This window comes from Nocardia sp. JW2 (assembly GCF_051843015.1).
In the GTDB taxonomy this organism is placed as follows: Bacteria; Actinomycetota; Actinomycetes; order Mycobacteriales; family Mycobacteriaceae; genus Nocardia; species Nocardia coubleae.
Map to the genome: position 1 here is coordinate 399,875 of NZ_JBPXLK010000003.1, position 18,179 is coordinate 418,053.

The 18,179-nt window shown below is 66.9% G+C and carries 21 protein-coding genes; 14 read left to right on the forward strand and 7 right to left on the reverse strand.

What is annotated here, in order from left to right; all coding sequences use genetic code 11:
- Positions 1 to 9: 9 nt before the first annotated feature.
- A complete protein-coding gene (locus ACSVDM_RS07210; RefSeq protein WP_439263692.1) occupies positions 10 to 1,002 on the reverse strand; it encodes a hypothetical protein in 993 nt (330 codons plus the stop codon).
- Positions 1,003 to 1,147: 145 nt separating this feature from the next.
- Here ACSVDM_RS07210 and ACSVDM_RS07215 point away from each other — a divergent pair, with 145 nt between their 5' ends.
- Positions 1,148 to 2,254 (forward strand): NADAR family protein, encoded by a 1,107-nt coding sequence (locus ACSVDM_RS07215; protein ID WP_439263693.1) that lies wholly within the window; start codon positions 1,148 to 1,150, stop codon positions 2,252 to 2,254.
- 347 nt (positions 2,255 to 2,601) lie between these two features.
- Positions 2,602 to 3,000, forward strand: a complete 399-nt coding sequence (locus ACSVDM_RS07220) for a hypothetical protein (protein ID WP_439263694.1) — start codon at positions 2,602 to 2,604, stop codon at positions 2,998 to 3,000.
- Between the two features lie 242 nt (positions 3,001 to 3,242).
- On the opposite strand, the gene ACSVDM_RS07225 is transcribed toward ACSVDM_RS07220, so the two are convergent.
- Entirely contained in the window at positions 3,243 to 3,803 is a 561-nt protein-coding gene (locus ACSVDM_RS07225; RefSeq protein ID WP_439263695.1) for a TetR/AcrR family transcriptional regulator, read from the reverse strand.
- A gap of 70 nt (positions 3,804 to 3,873) precedes the next feature.
- On the opposite strand from ACSVDM_RS07225, the gene ACSVDM_RS07230 reads away from it, so the two are divergent.
- Positions 3,874 to 4,647: an ABC transporter ATP-binding protein gene (locus ACSVDM_RS07230; RefSeq protein WP_439263696.1), complete on the forward strand. Its 774-nt coding sequence runs from the start codon at positions 3,874 to 3,876 to the stop codon at positions 4,645 to 4,647.
- Positions 4,644 to 5,960 (forward strand): FtsX-like permease family protein, encoded by a 1,317-nt coding sequence (locus ACSVDM_RS07235; protein ID WP_439263761.1) that lies wholly within the window; start codon positions 4,644 to 4,646, stop codon positions 5,958 to 5,960. The genes ACSVDM_RS07230 and ACSVDM_RS07235 overlap by 4 nt, the downstream gene beginning before the upstream one ends.
- Before the next feature lie 58 nt (positions 5,961 to 6,018).
- On the opposite strand, the gene ACSVDM_RS07240 is transcribed toward ACSVDM_RS07235, so the two are convergent.
- Positions 6,019 to 6,924 carry an alpha/beta fold hydrolase gene (locus ACSVDM_RS07240; protein ID WP_439263697.1) on the reverse strand — a complete coding sequence of 302 codons (906 nt, stop codon included), beginning with the start codon at positions 6,922 to 6,924 and terminating at the stop codon, positions 6,019 to 6,021.
- Positions 6,925 to 6,982: 58 nt separating this feature from the next.
- On the opposite strand from ACSVDM_RS07240, the gene ACSVDM_RS07245 reads away from it, so the two are divergent.
- The 8 genes from ACSVDM_RS07245 (at position 6,983) to ACSVDM_RS07280 (ending at position 13,321) form a co-directional block, all read left to right on the forward strand.
- Positions 6,983 to 7,612: a winged helix-turn-helix transcriptional regulator gene (locus ACSVDM_RS07245; protein ID WP_439263698.1), complete on the forward strand. Its 630-nt coding sequence runs from the start codon at positions 6,983 to 6,985 to the stop codon at positions 7,610 to 7,612.
- Between the two features lie 93 nt (positions 7,613 to 7,705).
- Positions 7,706 to 8,044, forward strand: a complete 339-nt coding sequence (locus tag ACSVDM_RS07250) for an ArsR/SmtB family transcription factor (RefSeq protein WP_439263762.1) — start codon at positions 7,706 to 7,708, stop codon at positions 8,042 to 8,044.
- Positions 8,041 to 9,138: an ACR3 family arsenite efflux transporter gene (gene arsB / locus ACSVDM_RS07255; protein ID WP_439263699.1), complete on the forward strand. Its 1,098-nt coding sequence runs from the start codon at positions 8,041 to 8,043 to the stop codon at positions 9,136 to 9,138. Before ACSVDM_RS07250 ends, arsB begins: the two co-directional genes overlap by 4 nt.
- Positions 9,135 to 9,545, forward strand: a complete 411-nt coding sequence (locus ACSVDM_RS07260; RefSeq protein ID WP_439263700.1) for an arsenate reductase ArsC — start codon at positions 9,135 to 9,137, stop codon at positions 9,543 to 9,545. The genes arsB and ACSVDM_RS07260 overlap by 4 nt, the downstream gene beginning before the upstream one ends.
- A 40-nt stretch (positions 9,546 to 9,585) precedes the next feature.
- Complete coding sequence (locus ACSVDM_RS07265) at positions 9,586 to 9,999, forward strand: hypothetical protein (RefSeq protein ID WP_439263701.1); 414 nt, start codon at positions 9,586 to 9,588, stop codon at positions 9,997 to 9,999.
- A 71-nt stretch (positions 10,000 to 10,070) separates the two neighbouring features.
- On the forward strand, positions 10,071 to 11,120 hold the full coding sequence (locus tag ACSVDM_RS07270) for a Gfo/Idh/MocA family protein (protein ID WP_439263702.1): 1,050 nt from the start codon (positions 10,071 to 10,073) through the stop codon (positions 11,118 to 11,120).
- Positions 11,121 to 11,212: 92 nt separating this feature from the next.
- Positions 11,213 to 11,644 (forward strand): MarR family winged helix-turn-helix transcriptional regulator, encoded by a 432-nt coding sequence (locus tag ACSVDM_RS07275; protein ID WP_439263703.1) that lies wholly within the window; start codon positions 11,213 to 11,215, stop codon positions 11,642 to 11,644.
- Between the two features lie 78 nt (positions 11,645 to 11,722).
- Positions 11,723 to 13,321 carry a carboxylesterase/lipase family protein gene (locus ACSVDM_RS07280; RefSeq protein WP_439263704.1) on the forward strand — a complete coding sequence of 533 codons (1,599 nt, stop codon included), beginning with the start codon at positions 11,723 to 11,725 and terminating at the stop codon, positions 13,319 to 13,321.
- On the opposite strand, the gene ACSVDM_RS07285 is transcribed toward ACSVDM_RS07280, so the two are convergent.
- The gene (locus tag ACSVDM_RS07285; RefSeq protein ID WP_439263705.1) at positions 13,322 to 13,915 is read right to left on the reverse strand and encodes a hypothetical protein; all 594 of its coding nucleotides are present in this window, start codon (positions 13,913 to 13,915) and stop codon (positions 13,322 to 13,324) included.
- Positions 13,916 to 14,016: 101 nt separating this feature from the next.
- Complete coding sequence (locus tag ACSVDM_RS07290) at positions 14,017 to 14,196, reverse strand: hypothetical protein (RefSeq protein ID WP_067497001.1); 180 nt, start codon at positions 14,194 to 14,196, stop codon at positions 14,017 to 14,019.
- Positions 14,197 to 14,302: 106 nt separating this feature from the next.
- Here ACSVDM_RS07290 and ACSVDM_RS07295 point away from each other — a divergent pair, with 106 nt between their 5' ends.
- Positions 14,303 to 14,572 (forward strand): hypothetical protein, encoded by a 270-nt coding sequence (locus tag ACSVDM_RS07295; protein ID WP_225280923.1) that lies wholly within the window; start codon positions 14,303 to 14,305, stop codon positions 14,570 to 14,572.
- Between the two features lie 10 nt (positions 14,573 to 14,582).
- The gene (glmS, locus tag ACSVDM_RS07300; protein ID WP_439263706.1) at positions 14,583 to 16,415 is read left to right on the forward strand and encodes a glutamine--fructose-6-phosphate transaminase (isomerizing); all 1,833 of its coding nucleotides are present in this window, start codon (positions 14,583 to 14,585) and stop codon (positions 16,413 to 16,415) included.
- A gap of 1 nt (position 16,416) precedes the next feature.
- Here the strand turns inward: glmS and ACSVDM_RS07305 are convergent, their stop codons facing one another.
- Both ACSVDM_RS07305 and ACSVDM_RS07310 read right to left on the reverse strand, forming a co-directional pair.
- The gene (locus ACSVDM_RS07305; protein WP_439263707.1) at positions 16,417 to 17,226 is read right to left on the reverse strand and encodes an ABC transporter permease; all 810 of its coding nucleotides are present in this window, start codon (positions 17,224 to 17,226) and stop codon (positions 16,417 to 16,419) included.
- A complete protein-coding gene (locus ACSVDM_RS07310; protein WP_439263708.1) occupies positions 17,223 to 18,155 on the reverse strand; it encodes an ATP-binding cassette domain-containing protein in 933 nt (310 codons plus the stop codon). The genes ACSVDM_RS07305 and ACSVDM_RS07310 overlap by 4 nt, the downstream gene beginning before the upstream one ends.
- Between the last annotated feature and the right edge of the window lie 24 nt (positions 18,156 to 18,179).

Here is an 18,179-nt window from a genome sequence, read left to right on the forward strand (position 1 = left end):
TCGACTGTTTCACTCACTGTCGGCGTCCTGTTCGACGCGTCGGCTCAGCATGGCCGCGCACGACTTCGTGTTGTTCACCAAGGCCGCGAGTTCCATCCGTTCGGCGGACGAGAGCGCGCGGAAATCGGCGCGGAAGTGCGCCAGCGATTCTCCGTAGCCTTTCACCAGCCCTTCACGAAGCAAGATCGTCCGTTGGAGGAGGTCGTCGATCTGAGCATCCATGCCTTTGACGAGGACGGTGTTTCGCTTGATCGCGGTCAGCGCTTCCTGTTTCGCCTCTCTGTTCTCGAACTTCTTCTTCGCGAACAGGGCGATCGACGCGAGCAGGGTAGCGCCCGCGATAGTCCAGCCGATCGGACCGGCGAGCGCGAGCAGTGTGGTGCCCGCGGCCGTGCCTCCCCCACCGGCGGCCAGTGCGCCGCCACCGAGCCACGCCAGCGCTGCCTGACTGGCGGCCGCACCGGAAAGCGTCGAGATCGCGGTGCCGGTCGACGCTGTCCCGAACGTGGTGGCAACCCAGATCGCCACGGACGGCGCGAGTCCCGCCACCGCGGTTCCCGCAGCGAACCCCGCACCGGCGCCTGCCGCCGACAGCCGCGCCGCTTCCAGCTCCTTCTGCGCGAACTCCTCCGCGTCGAGGAACCTCGTCCGGTGCACTTCGATCTCCTCGAAGTCGGTGCCGAACGACTTCGGGGTGTTGGCAATGCTGTTCACCAACTGCTCGACCAGCTCGATCAGATCCGTCGAACGTTCGCGCTGACGCAGTAGCGACAGACCCCTGTCGGCCATGGAGGTGAAGATGTCGTTGTATTCGGCCACAGCAATTTCGTAGGGGTCTGCCTTCTTGACGGTCAGCTTTTCGACGCGTCCCCTGGCAGCTTCCTTGACGCTGCCGACCTGCCCGACGAACTGTGTCGACGCGGTCCGCGCGACCTTGCCGAGGCCGTCGACGGTCCTGCCGATGCCCTCCTTGGTGTTGCCGACGTTGAGCTGGTCGACCATCGCGTCCTCCGAAATCAGTGTGCCTTACCCACTTTGGGAGGATATAGACATGGTGTGACAAGTTGCACAGAAACCCATGCCCCAACGCGAGGGGGCGTCCATCGGTGGGCCGAGGGCCCGGTGCGGACGGCCTACGCTGAGCCGCATGGGTCGGGGTAATCGGACATATCGGGTTGTCGACGGGCAGCGGATCGAGGGCACTTGGCGGCCGATCTTCATCCGCAACGGTGGCAGCTATTACCTCACCGACCTGAAGATTTACGCCGACGGCGCGATCGACTGCTGGGGCATGGTCGATCTCGACGGGCTGCGCGACAAACTCGCGAGCGGGTGGATCGCGACCACCATCGAGCCGGGTGCCCGTGCTTCGGCCCACGACCTCGCCGGTTGGCAGTTTCTCGAACCGCAGATGTGGATCAACCCGGACGACTTCGTTGTTCAGGTCGCCGACGCGATCGACCGGCTCAACGATCGACCTGATTCGACCGGTCGCTGCCGCCGGCTGATCGCGGATTACGTGAGCAGCCGCGAGGAGGCCGACCGCCGTGCGCTGGCCGAGGCGTACCTGAAGATCCCGGAGTCGGACCGGCGTTACGCACTCGGCGACATGGACTATAAGGATCGGCCCCTACGGGTGATCTGTACCCCCGTCGATGAGCCGATGATCGGCGGCGGCGAGATGGTCACCGCGAAGATGCGGGAGGCAGCGTTCGCCTATTTCATGGAACGCGAACAGTCCGGGGCAAGGTGGGCGAAACAGCGAGTGACGGACGAGCCGGAAGGTGGCCGATCCGGCCCGATCACGTTGAGCCATGTCGTGTACCCGCAAGGTTGGCCGGAAGACGCCGGGCTTTCGGTGCTGCGCAACGAGTTTCCCGCGCCGATCAATTACGCCGACCAGCTCTATCCCACAGTCGTGCACGCATATTGGGCTCTGTCCACGCGAGAACCGAACATCGCTGAACAGATTCGGCAGGCCGAGCGCCCCTTCGATGCCAAAAAGGTTGCCGGGTCAGGCACGCGACACTCCGGATGGTCGGTGAGGCGGGCCGCCGTCATGGCCGCGCTTCTTCGCGCGAAGTTCGCTCGATACCCCGAACTGGCTGAGCAGCTCATCGCCACCGGTGACAGCCCCATCTACTATCAAGAATTGGACGCCCCGTACTGGGGGACGGAGGGTTCGGATGGAGCCAACTGGATTGGTCGACTCCTGGAACTGGTGCGCGCTGAATTGGCCTATGACCGCAGCTGAGTACCTTGTCCAACATGATCTCCAACAAGCCCGAGATCCGTTCACTGTTCGTCAGCCCACCACCTTGCTCCAGCGCAGCACCATAATGCTCGCCCGGCCTACAGCTAGCCCATCTCGACTGCGTACGCCGCCATCTCTGATCGAAATAGCGATCATGACGCGCAGTAGCCGGAGATGATCCATTTAGCGATCACCGCAATCAACCTACGGACTGTGCACTCCCATGTCAGCACTGGCGTCAGCTGAGCGTCAGGTCCGTGTCAGCGAGGCCGGACAAAGTGTGTTCATCGAACAGAGCGGTCCTACTCCGAAGGAAAGGGACCACAACGGATTACGAGGAGCACACCATGAACGCCACCATCACCCTGACCGACCAGGACAAGGCCACCCTGCGCACCGCCGCGTACGGGGCCGTCGCGTTGATCGCTGCCGCGGGCGCTCCGCACAAGGCTGTTTCGCACGGCACCATCGCTCTCACTTCCGCGACAGGACTTGTCGGTCATGTCCTGTCGGCGAAGTCCCGTGATATCCGCTTGCCGGGCAAGACTGTGGCCGAACTCGCCGACACCGTGTTGCCCAGCCTCACGGCGGCGGTGGCCGCGCTCGCCGCTTACCCCGGCGAGGCAGCCAACTTCCGCGACACCGTGCTGATCGCGATCGAGCCGGCTACTCACGCCGCCAAGGGTGCTCCGCTCCCGGCGGTGACCGCGATGGCCGCCAAGATCGCGGGCGCGCTCGAGGTCTGAGCATCGAGCGGTCCGCGACCGCCGACACCATCGGCGGTCGCGGACCGGAAACCCAACCGAACACTGAATGCAATTGCGGCGCCCCTGATCTCACAGTCCGGGGCGCCCCTGTGCCGCCTATGCACCCGACAAACACGAAGGTCCATCACGGTCGAGTGCCGCTCCCAGGAAATTCGCACTCATCGGAAAACTCTGCACCCCAGCCGGTTTCGGAGTAGGTGTAGCGCACCCTCGTTACGGAACTATGAGTTTCGCAATGTGTCGACCGCAACAATGCGCTCTGCGGTGGGAGCGTGATCGGGGTCGGCGAGCCACTGACTGGCCACACCCACGAGCAGCGCGAAGTAGTGAGACCCGATCGCATCGATGGCTTCGGCATCAGCGGCGTCGAGGTCGAGCCCGCCGAAGGCGCGGGCGAGGATGCGGCGGGCCGCGCGCTGTCCGGTGGCGATCATCGCCCTGATCTCCTCGTCGTGACGGGAAGCCGACACCGACTCGAAGTTCACGTACCACAGCGCCCGGTGCTCGTCGATCGACGCGATGATCCGTTCCCATCTGGCCGCGTTGCCCGCCGGACCGGGTGGATCCACACCGTCGAGAGCCGCGAAAAGTACGTCACCCCATTCCCGGTTGAGGTCGTGCAACGTCTCGGTGAGCAGGCGCTCCTTGGAGCCGAAGTGGTAGTTGATCGACGCCTGGTTGGCTCCCGACGCCTTGACCAGCTCGCGCACGGTCGTGTTCGCGTAGCCCAGCGAGAGCAGACAGTCACGTGCCGCCTGCCGGAGCTTGTCTCGATTGCTCATGTCCCGATAGTATATATAAACGTTCGTTTACAACGGTCGTTTAGAACAGCTGTTCACATGGAGGAATCCCATGCACGCCACAACTTCGGCCCCGCCAGTGCTGTCACTGCGCGGACTGCGCCGCGAATACCCGGGTGAGAGCGGGTCGGTCCACGCGCTGCGCGGTGTCGACCTCGACCTCGCGCCCGGTTCGTTCACGGCCGTCATGGGCCCCTCGGGCTCGGGCAAAACCACGCTCCTGCACTGCGCGGCCGGACTACAGCCACCCACCTCGGGCCGCATCACCTTCGGCGGCCAGGCGCTGGACGCCCTCGACCAGACCGAGCTGGCGAAACTGCGTCGCCGCCGGATCGGTTTCGTCTTCCAGTCGTTCAACCTGCTGCCCGCACTGTCGACCATCGACAATGTGGAACTTCCGCTGCGCCTGGACGGACGACGCCCCGATCGCGACCGCACCCGCGCGCTCCTGGCCCACGTCGGTCTCGGCGAGCGCGCCGATCACCGGCCCGACCAGCTCTCCGGGGGCCAACGCCAGCGCGTCGCGATCGCCCGTGCGCTGATCACCGACCCGGAGGTGGTGTTCGCCGACGAGCCGACCGGCGCACTCGACATCCGTAGCGCCCGTGACGTTCTCACCCTGCTGCGCCGCCTGGCCGACCAGGGGCAGACCATCATCATGGTCACCCACGACCCGGTTGCCGCGTCGTACTCCGACGAGGTCTTGTTCCTCGCCGACGGCGCCCTCGTCGACCGCCTCGCGCGACCGACGGCAGGCGATGTCGCGAATCGGATGGCCGTGCTGGTCGAATCCGCCGAACGCGGCTCGAACGCGTGGTCGCGATGATGCGCCTGGCCGCGCGCTCGTTCGCGCACCACCGAACCTCCGCCGTCGCCACCGGGCTCGTCGCGGCCGCCGGAACCGCGCTGGTCACCGCCATGGCAGGGCTGTTGGGCACCGGACTTTCCGCCGCCGAGGGTGACCGCGATTTTCTCGTGCAGTTCCCGCTCATCCTCGGTGGCTGGGTACTGGCGATCGTCCTGTTCGCCATGATCTCCACGATCGCGGTGGCTCTGCACGGCAGGACGAACGAGATCGCGGGCATCCGTCTCATCGGCGCCACGCCGTCGCAGATACGCCGGATGGTCGCCGGTGAGACCGCCATCGTGGCGAGTATCGCCGCCGTGCCGGGCCTGCTCGGCGGACAACTGCTCGGCGCGGGCCTGCTCGCGGGAATCCGCAGCGCGGACCTGGTCGACGATGCCACCGGCTATTCACCAGGCGCGGCGCTGCCCTCGATCGCGACCGTGCTGATGCTGGGTGCGGCCGTCGCCGCCGCCTGGCTCGGCAGCCGCACCATCGCCGCCCGCAGCCCCATCGAAGATCCCACTCCTGCACGAATGCGCGGTGGTGCGACGCGCATCCGCCGGATCGCGGCAGGTGCGGCGCTCGCGGCCGGTCTGGGATCGGCGACGGCCGTGCTCGCGGTCGATGCGGACGACATCCTGACCACCGCGCTCACCGGTCCGGCGTGTGTCCTCGCAGCAGTCGGGTCCGGCCTGCTCGCACCGGAGCTGATTCGTGCGGCGCACCGCGTGATCGCCAAGGCCCCGGTCCTGCGGTCGGGCCCCGCCGGGCACCTCATCTCACGCAACCTCGCCACCGCACCGGAACGGATACGTCCCGCGGTCACCTTCCTGACCCTGTTCATCGGGGTCGCCGCGGGCACCCTGTCCATGCAGAGCATCGAGAGCGGTTACGGCGCTGGAGGCAGCGACGGGGAACTGATGGCCACCATCAACTACCTGGTGGTATTCCTCATCGCCGCGTTCATAGCAATCGCCTTGTCCAACAACTTGATTGCCTCTATCGCCCGCCGCCACCCGGAGTTCGCCACCATGCACCTCATCGGCGCGACGGCGAGCCAGTCACAACGGATGCTCATCGGCGAGGCCGCCGCAGCCGTCATCATCAGCGCTGTCACCGGTGCGTTCGGCGCGTTCGTCACCACCGTCCCGTTCGCGGTAGTGAAGACCGGTGATCCGCTCGCCGCGTTCGCACCATGGCCCTATGCGCTCGCCGTCGCGCTCGGTGCGGGCACGACGGTCGGGGTGACCGCGGCGGCAGGCCGTCGAGCGGTTCGAGCAGCTGCGGCGTAATAGCGACAAACCCGTCGGCCGACCGGATCGGCGTCAACCGGTCGGCTCGACGCTTTCGCTACGTCGCGGCCCATTCGCGGAAAGCGGCGACGAACTCCTCGGGCGCGTCCGACTCCACGTAAGTTCCCGCGCCCTCGACGATCACGGTCTTGTGATCGACGAATGTCGCTTCGAGACGCTCACGCTCCTGAGCGCGGAAGGCGATGTCGGCGTCACCCCACACGATCAGCGTCGGCAGGTGGGCGATGGCGGCGAGTCCGGCCTCGACTTCGGCGAAGAATGCCCGGCTGGCCAGGACACGGCCGGGCAGCACGGCGCAGGCCTGACGGCGCTCCGGCGTATCCAATGCCTTGCTGTAGTGCGACATTTCGGCCGCTGTCGGCTTGCGCCTGCGGTGGCCGGTGGGAATGAAGGTGTTGACCAGCAGATTGAACCGGCGGATCAGGAAGCGGCTCAGGGGCCCGCCGGCGAGGCGGCCGAAAGCCTCGAAGTGGAGGACTCCGTTGACCGGCCAGGCCCACGTATTGGCGAGCACCAGCCGATCGAAGACGGCAGGCCGACGCTGCACGACGGCCAGGCCGATCGTGCCACCCCAGTCCTGCCCGACCAGGATGACACCGTCGAGGCCGAGCTGGTCGACGAAGGCGGTGACCACGTCGGCGTGTTCTTCCGGCAGGTAGCCGTAGCCGGGTTTCGCCGTCGACAACCCGAACCCGGGGTAGTCCAGGGCGATGCATCGATAGTCGTCGCGCAGCGCACGGATCACGTCGCGCCAGAGGAACGACCAGGTCGGATTGCCGTGCAGGAACAGCAGTGTGGGGCCGGATCCCTCGTCGACGTAATGCACGGTGTGCCCGTCGATCTCGACGAATCGGCTCTCGAACGGGAACAGTTCGTCGTCGACCCAACCGGGCCGCACGCTCTTGGTGGTGTCGGCCACGGCGGTCTCCTCAGAACTCGGCATCAGAGTATGCTTGAGGATCTCACGCGCACTTTAGAATATCAAGCGACAGTAGGTGATGATGCGCAGCTACGGTCAGTACTGCGGGCTCGCCCGAGCCGTCGAAGTCGTCGGCGACCGGTGGAATCTGCTCATAGTCCGGGAACTCCTCCTCGCCCCGGCCCGCTACCGCGACCTTCTGGAAGGCCTTCCCGGTATCGCGACGAACCTGCTGGCGGACCGGCTTCGCGACCTCGAGGCGTCGGGTGTGATCGAGCGGCGGCTGACCGGCGAGGGCAGCGTCGTCGAGTACGCCCTCACACCGTGGGGTGCCGAACTGCGTGAACCGATCGAAGGCTTGATCCGCTGGTCGACGCCACTGATGAGCCGTGGTCCTGCCGAGGGTGACGCGTTCCGTCCCGGGTGGCTCGCGCTCGCGCTCCCCGCCTTGCTCAACGCGCGGGTCGAGCTTCGCCGTGCGGTGACGATCGGCCTGGAGATCGAGGCGGAGTTCTTCCAGCTGCGCGGTACCCGATCGGGCTTCGAGGTCGGCCGGCATGACGGCCGCGCACTCGACGCAGGCGTCCGCGCCGATCCCGGATGCCTGCTCGGCCTCGCCGCCGGCGCGCTGACGCTGGACGAGGCACGCGCCCTCCGGTTGATCGAAATCGACGGCGACGAGTCCGTCGTCGACATTGTTTTCGGCGGCTGACGGGTGTGCCCCGGTCGGCGGCTACCGCTAGCGTTTGCGCATTGATTCGACATACGTCAATATCGATGCATGTCGAAGTCGGAGCTGAACCTGATGGTCGATGCCGCGTGCTGCGCGGAACCGGTCGTTCGCGATCCCCTGACCCACACCGAGGCGGCCGAGCTCGCCGCGGTGTTCAAGGCGTTGTCGGATCCGGTGCGGCTTCGGCTGCTGTCGCTGGTCGCGAGCCGCGCCGGTGGTGAGGCGTGCGTGTGCGACATCTCCGACGGTGTCGAGGTGAGCCAGCCGACCATCTCCCATCACCTCAAGGTGCTGCGCGAGGCGGGGCTGCTCACCAGTGAGCGGCGCGCTTCGTGGGTGTACTACCGCGTGGTGCCCGAAGCGTTCGCCCGCATTTCCAGCGCGCTGAGCACCGCGGATGTGCCCGCGTGAGCACGGCGACCACCGCTGAACAGCCGCCCGTCGTCGGCAAGCTGTCGACCCTCGACCGGTTCCTTCCGTTGTGGATCGGTGCGGCGATGCTGGCCGGAATCCTGGTGGGACGCATGGTGCCCGGACTCGGCGACACCCTCGGCGCGGTCGAGATCGACGGTGTTTCGCTGCCGATCGCCATCGGTCTGCTGATCATGATGTACCCGGTGCTGGCCAAGGTGCGCTACGACCGGCTCGACACCGTCACCGGCGACCGCAGACTCCTCATCGGCTCCCTGGTGCTGAACTGGGTGCTCGGCCCCGCCCTCATGTTCGCCCTGGCCTGGATCTTCCTGCCTGACCTGCCCGCGTACCGCACCGGCCTGATCATCGTCGGCCTGGCCCGCTGCATCGCCATGGTCATCATCTGGAACGACCTGGCCTGCGGTGATCGCGAGGCCGCCGCCGTGCTGGTCGCCCTGAACTCGGTGTTCCAGGTGTTCATGTTCGCCGTACTCGGCTGGTTCTACCTGTCGGTGCTGCCCGGCTGGCTCGGCCTGGAACAGACCACCATCGACACCTCCCCCTGGGAGATCGCGAAATCGGTGCTGATCTTCCTCGGCATCCCCCTGCTGGCCGGGTACCTGAGCAGGCGCATCGGTGAACGGACCGAGGGGCGTGACTGGTACGAGTCGGCATTCCTGCCCAAGATCGGGCCGTGGGCGCTGTACGGGCTGCTGTTCACGATCGTGATCCTGTTCGCGCTCCAGGGCAGTCAGATCACCTCCCACCCGTGGGACGTGGCACGTATCGCGCTGCCGCTGCTGGTGTACTTCGCCGTGATGTGGGGTGGTGGTTACGCGCTCGGGGCCGTCATGGGCCTCGGCTACGCGCGCACCACCACCCTCGCGTTCACCGCCGCGGGCAACAACTTCGAACTCGCCATCGCCGTGGCGATCGCCACCTACGGCGCCACTTCCGGCGAGGCTCTTGCCGGTGTTGTCGGGCCGTTGATCGAGGTCCCGGTTCTTGTAGCCCTGGTGTACGTCTCGCTCGCGCTACGCAAGCGATTCACCGGTGCTACCCCGGCTTCCACTTTCGAGGACATGAAATGAGCGGTAAACCGTCGGTGCTCTTCGTCTGCGTCCACAACGCCGGACGATCCCAGATGGCACAGGGGTTCCTCACCCACCTAGCGGGCGATGCGATCGAGGTCCGTTCCGCGGGCAGCGCCCCCGGCGACACCCTGAATCCCGCCGCCGTCGAAGCCATGGCCGAACTCGGTATCGACATCACCGCCCAGTCCCCCAAAATCCTCACCCCCGAGGCCGTCGAGACGTCGACGGTCGTCATCACGATGGGTTGCGGCGACGCCTGCCCCTACTTCCCCGGCATCGATTACCGGGACTGGAAGTTGGATGATCCGGCAGGCAAGGGCGTCGAATCGGTGCGCCCGATCCGCGACGAGATCAAGAAGCGCATCGAGGATTTGATCGCCGAATTGCTGCCGACCCGCCTCTGAATCGGAAGTGTGGTCACCGTCGACATGGTGAAGTATCCAAGTGGAGAAACCTGCAGGTCTCGATGCACACTTCGCACGGCGGGCACGCGCCAGTGAGTGGAAGCCGACAGCCCCGGACGGATTGACGGAGCGCGAGTACCTACTCCAGTTCGCTGCGCGCCCAGGCATGTACATCGGTTTCACCACGGTTCGTGGCGTGACGTGCTTCCTGAACGGCTACGACTACGCTGCTCGCCGGACCGGAGGTCGAGGTCTGGACGGCTTTCGCGAGTGGCTTCTCGCCAACCACCTTCGTCGCGAGAGTAGCCTCTGCTGGTCGGGTTTGGTTACGCAGATTGCGCTGCCCGCGCGCAACAACGAAACAGATCTCAGTCCTGAGCAGGAACTCCGCGTCGTCGAGGTCTTGTTCGACCTGCTCGATCAATTCCTGGCTGAACGTGCGGACGTCGTCTGAATCCGATTCCCGTCCATCAGTCGGCGGAGGCGCACTCTCCGACAGGACGAAACGAACGATGGGACAGGGCAATGCGGGTCGGGGTTGTGGGTTTGCGGATGGGGTTGCATCTGGCGGCGTGGTGTCGGCGGCTGGGGATGGAGGTGATCGCCGCATGTGATCGGGATCCAGGGCGGTGCGCAGAGGCGGCCGAGATGCTGCCTGGGACAACCTTCTTCGAGGAATGGACCGCGCTTCTCGATCACCCCATGGATGCCGTGGTGCTGGCCAACGACTTCGACGAACACGCACCCTTGGCCATCGCCTTCCTCGATCGGGGCATCCACGTCCTGTCGGAATCGGCTGCCTGCGTGGACGAGCGGCAGGCGGCGGAGTTGCTCGCGGCCGAGCGGCGGTCGTCGGCGACGTATTCGTTCGCTGAGAACTACGTGTTCCATCCGCATGTGAATCTCATCCGGAAAGCCCTGGCGGACGGGGAGATCGGCCGGCCCACCCTGATCGAGGCCGACTATCTGCACGCCATGTCACCCGCCGAGGTGACGGGCCTGATCGGCGATCCCGACCACTGGCGCGGACGCATCGAACCGACGGCCTACTGCACGCACACGCTCTCGCCGATCCTCTCCCTCACCGGTGAGCTGCCGGTCGAGGTGTCGGCATACCCGGTCGACACCGCCGATGTGCGAGCGGCGGTCGTCATGGTGGTCCGGCTCAGCGGGGGCGGGCTGGCGATCAGCAGGCACGGATTCCTGCAGGGCGAGCCCGACAGCCACTGGAGCTGGGTTTCGGTGCGCGGCACCGAAGGGCTGGCGGAATCGGTGCGGGCGCCCGGCGATCGCGCCTGGTCGGTGCGGGTGCGCACCGAAGGATGGGTGGGCGGCGCCACCGTCGACGAAGAACGCGCACCCACACCCAGGTGTCTCGCCGACGGCACACCGGTCGAGCCGAAAGCCGAGGGCACGGTCCGCATCCTCGAGGGGTTCCGCGCATGCGTCGAGCACGGCGCGCAACCGTTGGTTCCGGTAGAACAGGCGATCGCGGCATCGCTGGTCGGCGTCGTGGGTGCGCGGTCCCTGCGCGAGGGCTCCCGCCCGATCGAAATGCCGAAACTGTCCGAGTGAACTGCCGCACACCACGGCCGGCCCCGCCGCTCTCGACACCTGACGGAGGTAGCCGCGGACAGCCATTCGTCGGAGGCCGGGAGAATGGCGGGATGGCAGGTGGCGTCGAAGCTCAGTTGAGTGCGTTGCTCGGACCGCTGCGGCGGGCGGTGTTGCGGCGGACACGGGCGCTGGAGGGTTTGCCCGATCTGCCGGAGGCGCAGATCGAACTACTGAGATTGCTTGTCGCACATGATGGTCTGGCGCCAGGGCGGGCCGCGGACGAGCTCAAGGTGGCGCAGTCGACGGTGAGCAATCTGGTTCGGACGATGGCCGATCTGGTGGATCGGGTGCCATCGGCCGAGGACGGGCGCGGGGCGGTGCTGGTGGCGTCGGCGCGGGCGCGGGAACTGCTGGCCAGGTACGACCGGGCCAGTGCGACCATGCTGCGGGACTCGCTGGCGAAACTGTCACCGGCGGATCGACGGGCGCTGGAATCCGCCGTACCCGCCTTGCAGCGGCTGCTGTCCGTGCTGGACGAATAGGTCGCACGCTCTTCCCCTTGTGAGGCCGGTCACCTACAGTAGTTTTGTTTCAAAAGCATTTCACTGTGGGAGCGTGCGTTGCGGAGCCCGAACTTCATCCGTCAGTTGCTGGCGGCGGCCGTTGTCCTCGCGAGTGCCGGTGCGGCGGTGGTGGTTTCGCCCGCCGCCGCGGCACCCGACGATACGGTGGTCACCGTCTCGGGCGGGCCGATCAGCGGTCGGCACACCAACGGCATCGTCGAATACCTCGGTGTTCCGTTCGCCGCCGCGACCGCGGGCGAAAACCGTTTCGCCCCTCCGCGACCCGCCGTTCCGTGGACAGATGTGCGTGCGGCGGTCGCGCATGGACCGCAGTGTCCGCAGGCGTCTCCGGCGCCGTTCGGACTGGCGCTGCAGGAATCCAGCGAGGACTGCCTGAGCATCGATATCTATGTGCCGGAAAACCCCGCGCGCGCGAACCTTCCGGTGATGGTCTGGCTTTACGGTGGCGCCTTCGTACTCGGCTCCAACGCTCAGTACGACTCCCCCGACCGATTGGTGCGTGAGGGCAAAGTCATCGTGGCCATCCCCAATTACCGGGTCGGCCCGTTCGGTTTCCTCGCGCTGCCGGAACTGGCCGAGGGCACGGGTGGCATCACCGGAACGTACGGCACGCTCGATCAGCAGGCGGCGCTGCGCTGGGTTCAGGAGAATGCGGCCGCGTTCGGTGGCGACCCCGGCAATGTCACCATCTTCGGCGAATCGGCCGGTGGGATGAGTGTGTGCACGCAGCTCGCTTCGCCGCTGGCACAGGGCCTTTTCCATCGGGCGATCATCCAGAGTGGGTCGTGCGCGCGGAGCCCGCTGTCACCGCCGGACAGGGAACTCGCCTTCCAGCGGTCGGCCGACTACGCGGCGAGCCTCGGGTGCCACGATCCGCACACGCGACTGAACTGCCTGCGCGCGCTTCCGGTGGAGAAGCTGCTGGATTCGCCGAGTGCCGAACTGCATTCGATGGCAGTCACCTGGAGCCCCGTACAGGACGGGGTCGTGTTGACCTCCACTCCCGAAGAGGCGCTCGCCGCCGGAGCCGCGCGCGACATACCGCTGGTGGTCGGCAGCAATGCCGATGAGGGCGCCGCTTTCATCGCCCTGCTCGACTACCTGAAGGGCACAATCCCCGATGAAAGCGACTACCTGACCTGGGCGCAGGAACTGTTCGGTGACAACGCCGGCCAGGTTCTGCGCCGATACCCGCCGGCCGACTTCCCCTCCCCGGTCAAGGCGAAGGAAAAGGTACTCACCGACGGATTCTTCGCTTGCCCAGCACTTTTCACCACCGAGGCCGCACGGGCCGGTGGCGCCGAAGTCTGGCAATACCGCTTCAACGAAGCACCGCTAGGCCAGAATCCGTTGCTGCCCGGCGCCTTTCACGCGGCCGAACTGCCCTACGTGTTCACCGATCTGTTCGGCATCCCGATCCCGTTGCCACCGGCAGGCGACCAGCTCTCCCGCCGCATTCAGCAGAGCTGGGCCCGGTTCGCCCACACCGGCGACCCGGTGACAGCGGACTTCGCCGACTGGCCGACCACCCCCGGCGCCACCCTCGAGATGAGCAGCGCCGGGATCAGCACCGGTGATTCTTTTGCGGCCCAGCATCATTGCGACCTGTGGTCGGGGATCAGCCGGATCGGTTAGTCAGAATTTGCCGGTGTGGTGCACGGTCCGGTGGCCGAACTGGGTGACGAGTTCGCTGACGAAGGTGTCGTGCAACGGTGGCCAGTGCCAGAATTCGACCGCCAGCGTGCCGAGGGCGAAGTCGTCGGACCAGGTCCAAGCGTTGACCGGTGCGGATGTCCGACAGGTTCGGCAGGTGACGTCGCCGACGCCCGTAGTGACCCATTCCTCGATCGCGGCCGAAAAGGGTTGCCAGACAGTGGGGTCGGCTTCCCATCGATTCGGGTAATCGATGATGACGGTGCGAGTGGCACAGTGGGGGCAGGTGGCGTACTCGGGTTCGGTTTCGCCCTGGCCGCCGTGGTGAGCGTGGCCGCCGACGATGACGGCGACCGGGCCGGGCAGCCAATCGGCCCCCCAGTTGTCCGCGATACCCGCCCACTGCGGCCCGGGGACAAATCCCGCCTCGACCTTCGAGCTGTACATCGACTCGCTGGACATCTCTCGCGTCAGCAAGCCACGCGCCACCATCCAGTCCACCACCCGCGCACCGAGCGCCTCCGCTTCGGCCGCACCAACCTCGACATCGACGATCCGTTCGAAATAGTCACCCACCCACGCATGGTGCCACGGCTCAGCCACGATGGCGGCGCCCGAAAGCACTCGCAGATCGCTCGCCCGCTGGCGGGGGCCAGGGGCGCGGGTGAGATCGCAGCTCAGCGGGAGTAGTCGCGGAAGGTCATGACGCCGCCGACCATGATGGCTACGACCATGAAGAGGTACACGACGACGCGCAGCCAGGTCGGGCCGTAGAACGTCACCGCCATGGTTGCTCCCAGCGCTGCGAGAATCAGCACCACCCCGTAGAAGGGGGTGCGTTGTTCTCTGTCGACCATGCTTCCAGTGTCCGCCGAATACCCCCGCGGTGCCATGGGCAACGATTCTGCCCGAAATCGGGCAGGGAACTTGGCGGAAACGATCGCGGCGGGCAAGATTGCGGCGGTGAACGACGGATCCTCGGCGGAGCTGGTGCGGCATGTGGCCATGTCCACGGGGCTTCCGGAGCGGGTCGCGGCTCGGGTGGTCGCCGATATCGTCGGATATTTCGACGAGACGGCCGAGGAGTTCGTGCGCCGCAGGCACGGGGAGTTGCAGGCCCGGCAGGTGCGCAATGCCGAGATCTGGCGGTTGCTCGCGGGCGAACTCGCGCAGCGGCCGGTGGCGGCTCCCCGGTTCACCGAACGGCAGTTGCGGCGCATCGTCTACGGGTAAAGGAGCCGGCATGTGTGGAATCGTCGGGTACGTCGGGCATCGGCAAGCGGTTCCGGTGCTGCTGGAAGGGTTGCATCGACTCGAGTACCGGGGCTACGACTCGGCGGGTCTCGCGCTGCCGTACCGGGGCAAATTGCGGGTTCGCAAGACACAGGGCCGGGTGCAGGATCTGCGGGACAAGGGCGATACCGCCACGTTGCCCGGCAATGTCGGCATCGCGCACACCAGATGGGCCACCCACGGCGAGCCGAGTGACGCCAACGCCCACCCGCACACCGACACCAGCGGCCGAATCGCGGTGGTACACAACGGCATCGTCGAGAACGCCGAACAGCTGCGGTCCGAGCTCACCGCGCTCGGTGTGGAGCTGGTCTCCGATACCGACACCGAGGCCATCGCGCACCTGATCGCGGCCGAGCTCGACGTCACCGACTCGCTCGAGGCCGCCGTGCGCACCGCGCTGCACCGCGTGCAGGGCACCTACGGGCTGCTGGTGCTCGACGCGCGCCGGCCCGACGAGCTGGTCGTTGCCCGCAACGGCAGCCCGATCGTGCTCGGTGTCGGCGACGGCGAGATGTTCATCGCCTCCGATGTCGCCGCCCTGGTGCACCACACCCAGCGGGTGGTGTTCCTCGACGACGGCGAGATCGCCACTCTGCGCGCCGACGGATTCCGCACCAGCACCCTCGGCGCCGAACCCGAGCAGACCGACAAGGTGCCGACCACCATCGACATGGCCGCCGAGGACTACGCGCTCGGCGGCTACCCCGACTTCATGCGCAAGGAGATCGCCGAGCAGAGCGAGGCCGTGCGCCGGGCCCTACGCGGACGCCTCGACGACCGCTTCGCCACCGCGCGCCTTGGCGGCCTCAACATGGACGCCCGCGAACTGCGCGGCATCAGCAAGGTGGTGTTCCTCGGCTGCGGGTCGGCCTATTACGCAGGTCAGCTCGGTGCGCAACTGGTGGAGGAGCTCGCCCGCATCCCCGCCACGGCGGAACCGGCCTCGGAGTTCCGCTACCGCAATCCGGTGGTCGACCCCGACGCGCTGTACGTGGCGATCAGCCAATCCGGGGAAACCCTTGACACCCTGGCCGCGGTGCAGGAACTGCAGCGCAAGGGTGGCCGGGTGATCGGTGCGGTGAACGCGGTTGGCAGCGCGATCGCCCGCCAGTGCGGTGCCGGTGTGTTCCTGCACGCGGGCCCCGAGATCTCGGTCGCCTCGACCAAGGCGCTCACGAACATGACCGTGTCGTTCACGATGCTCGCTCTGCTGCTCGGGCGCGTACGTGACCTCTCGGCCGCCGACGGGCAGCGCATCGTCGACGGTCTTCGCGCCGTGCCCGACGCCATCGACCAGCTGATCGGTGACGAAGCGGCCATCGCCGAGATCGCCCAGCGCTATGCCAAGGCGCGCAGCATGTTCTTCATCGGCCGCGTGCGTGCCTGGCCGGTGGCCCGCGAGGGCGCACAGAAGCTGAAGGAAGTCAGCTATGTGCACGCCGAGGCGTATCAGGCCTCCGAACTCAAGCACGGCCCGCTCGCGCTGATCGACCCGGAGATGCCGAGTGTGGTGATCGTCCCCGACGACGAACTGCTGGCCAAGAACATCAACACGATCGAGCAGATCAAGGCCCGCGGTGGCCCGGTCATCGCCGTCACCAACGCGGACCTGCCCGCGAGCATCGCCGACGACGTGATCCGGGTGCCGAAGGTCGCCCCGGAACTCGACCCGATGTTGCTCACCATCCCGCTGCAACTGCTGGCCTATCACTGCGCCCTCGCCCTCGGCCGCGACGTGGACAAGCCACGCAACCTGGCCAAGAGCGTCACCGTCGAATAGATCAGCGGCTCAGGTCGCGGAACCGCCGCACCGCGAGCGGGAAGAACACCGCGATCAACGCCACCGGCCACGCCACCGCCAGCAGTTCCGCATGGTCGGCGGCCCAGGAGTCGCCCGCGGCGACCGGGTTGCCGAACAGGCCACGCACGGCGGTGGCCGTGGCCGACATCGGATTCCATTCGATGACCGCGCCCAGCCAGGACGGCATCGACTCGGGCGAGGCGATTGCGTTGGACAGGAAGCTCAGCGGCCAGATCAGCAGCTGCACGGTCTGCACCAGCTCCGGTTTGCCCGCGACCATCGCCAGATAGATCCCGATCCACAGCATCGCGAAACGCAACAGCAGCAACAGCGCGACGCCGGCCAGGAACGCGGCGGGTCCGTCGTGCCAGCGCCAGCCGATGGCGTACCCGGCCGCGATCATCACGGCCAGGCCGAGCACCGACGACAGCATGTCGGCGACGCTGCGCCCGACCAGCACCGCCGCCGAGTTCATCGGCATCGACCGGAAGCGGTCGATCACGCCCTTGCCGAGGTCCTGGGTCACCGCGACCATAGTGGCGTCGAGGCCGAAAACCATTGTCATGGTGAGCATTCCGGGGACCAGGTAGTCGGTGAAGTCGCCGTCGATGCCGCGTCCGCCGCCGATCAGGTAGCCGAACATCAGCAGCATCATCACCGGGAACACCAGGCCGACGCCCACCTGGACGGGTTGGCGCGCCCAGTGCGCGAGTTCGCGCCGGGTCATGGTCCAGGAGTCGGCCAGCGCCGCGCTCAGTGTCGAGGCCGGGTGGGGATGGGTGACGCTCATGCCGCGTTCTCCTTGGTCAGATGCAGGAACACTTCGTCGAGGGTGGGGCGGCGGATCGCGATGTCTTCGGCCTCGATGCCGTTGTCGCTCAATGCCCGGACGGTTTCGGTGAGGGCGACGATCCGGTCGCCGACGGTGGCGCTGACCATCCGGCGGTCCTCATCGATCACCGGATCGCCGGGGATGAGCGCGGCCGCGCGGGCCAGGTTGGCCGGGTCGCGCAGCACCACGTCGATGCGGTCGCCGCCGGTGTCGGCCTTCAATTCGTCGGCCGTGCCGTCGGCGATGACCCTGCCGTGGTCGATCACCGAGATGTGGTCGGCCAGCTGATCGGCTTCTTCGAGATACTGGGTGGTGAGCAGGACGGTGGTGCCACCGTCGACCAGGGAGCGCACCGAGTTCCACACCTCGGTGCGCCCGCGCGGGTCGAGGCCGGTCGTCGGCTCGTCCAGGAACAGCACCCGCGGCGCGGAGATGAGCGAGGCGGCCAGGTCGAGCCGGCGTCGCATACCGCCGCTGTACTGCTTGACCGCCTTCTTGCCGGTGTCGGCCAGCCCGAAACGGGCCAGCAGTTCCTGCGCGCGTGCGCTCGCACCGCGTGCCCCCAACCGGTAGAGCCGACCGAACATCTCGAGGTTCTGGCGGCCGCTGAGTTCCTCGTCGACGGCGGCATGCTGGCCGAGCAATCCGATGCGGGCGCGGACCTCGTCGGCCCTGGTGCGCACGTCGAGACCGGCCACCTCCACCCGGCCCTCGTCGGGACGAAGCAGCGTGGCGAGGATGCGTACGGCGGTGGTCTTGCCCGCGCCGTTCGGGCCGAGCACGGCGTGCACGGTTCCGGTGCGCACAGCCAGGTCGAGTCCGTCGAGTGCCTGTTTCGCGCCGTATTTCTTGCGCAGACCTTCGACGACTATCTCGTGGTCGCTCACTTCACCCTCCCATTAATCAAACTT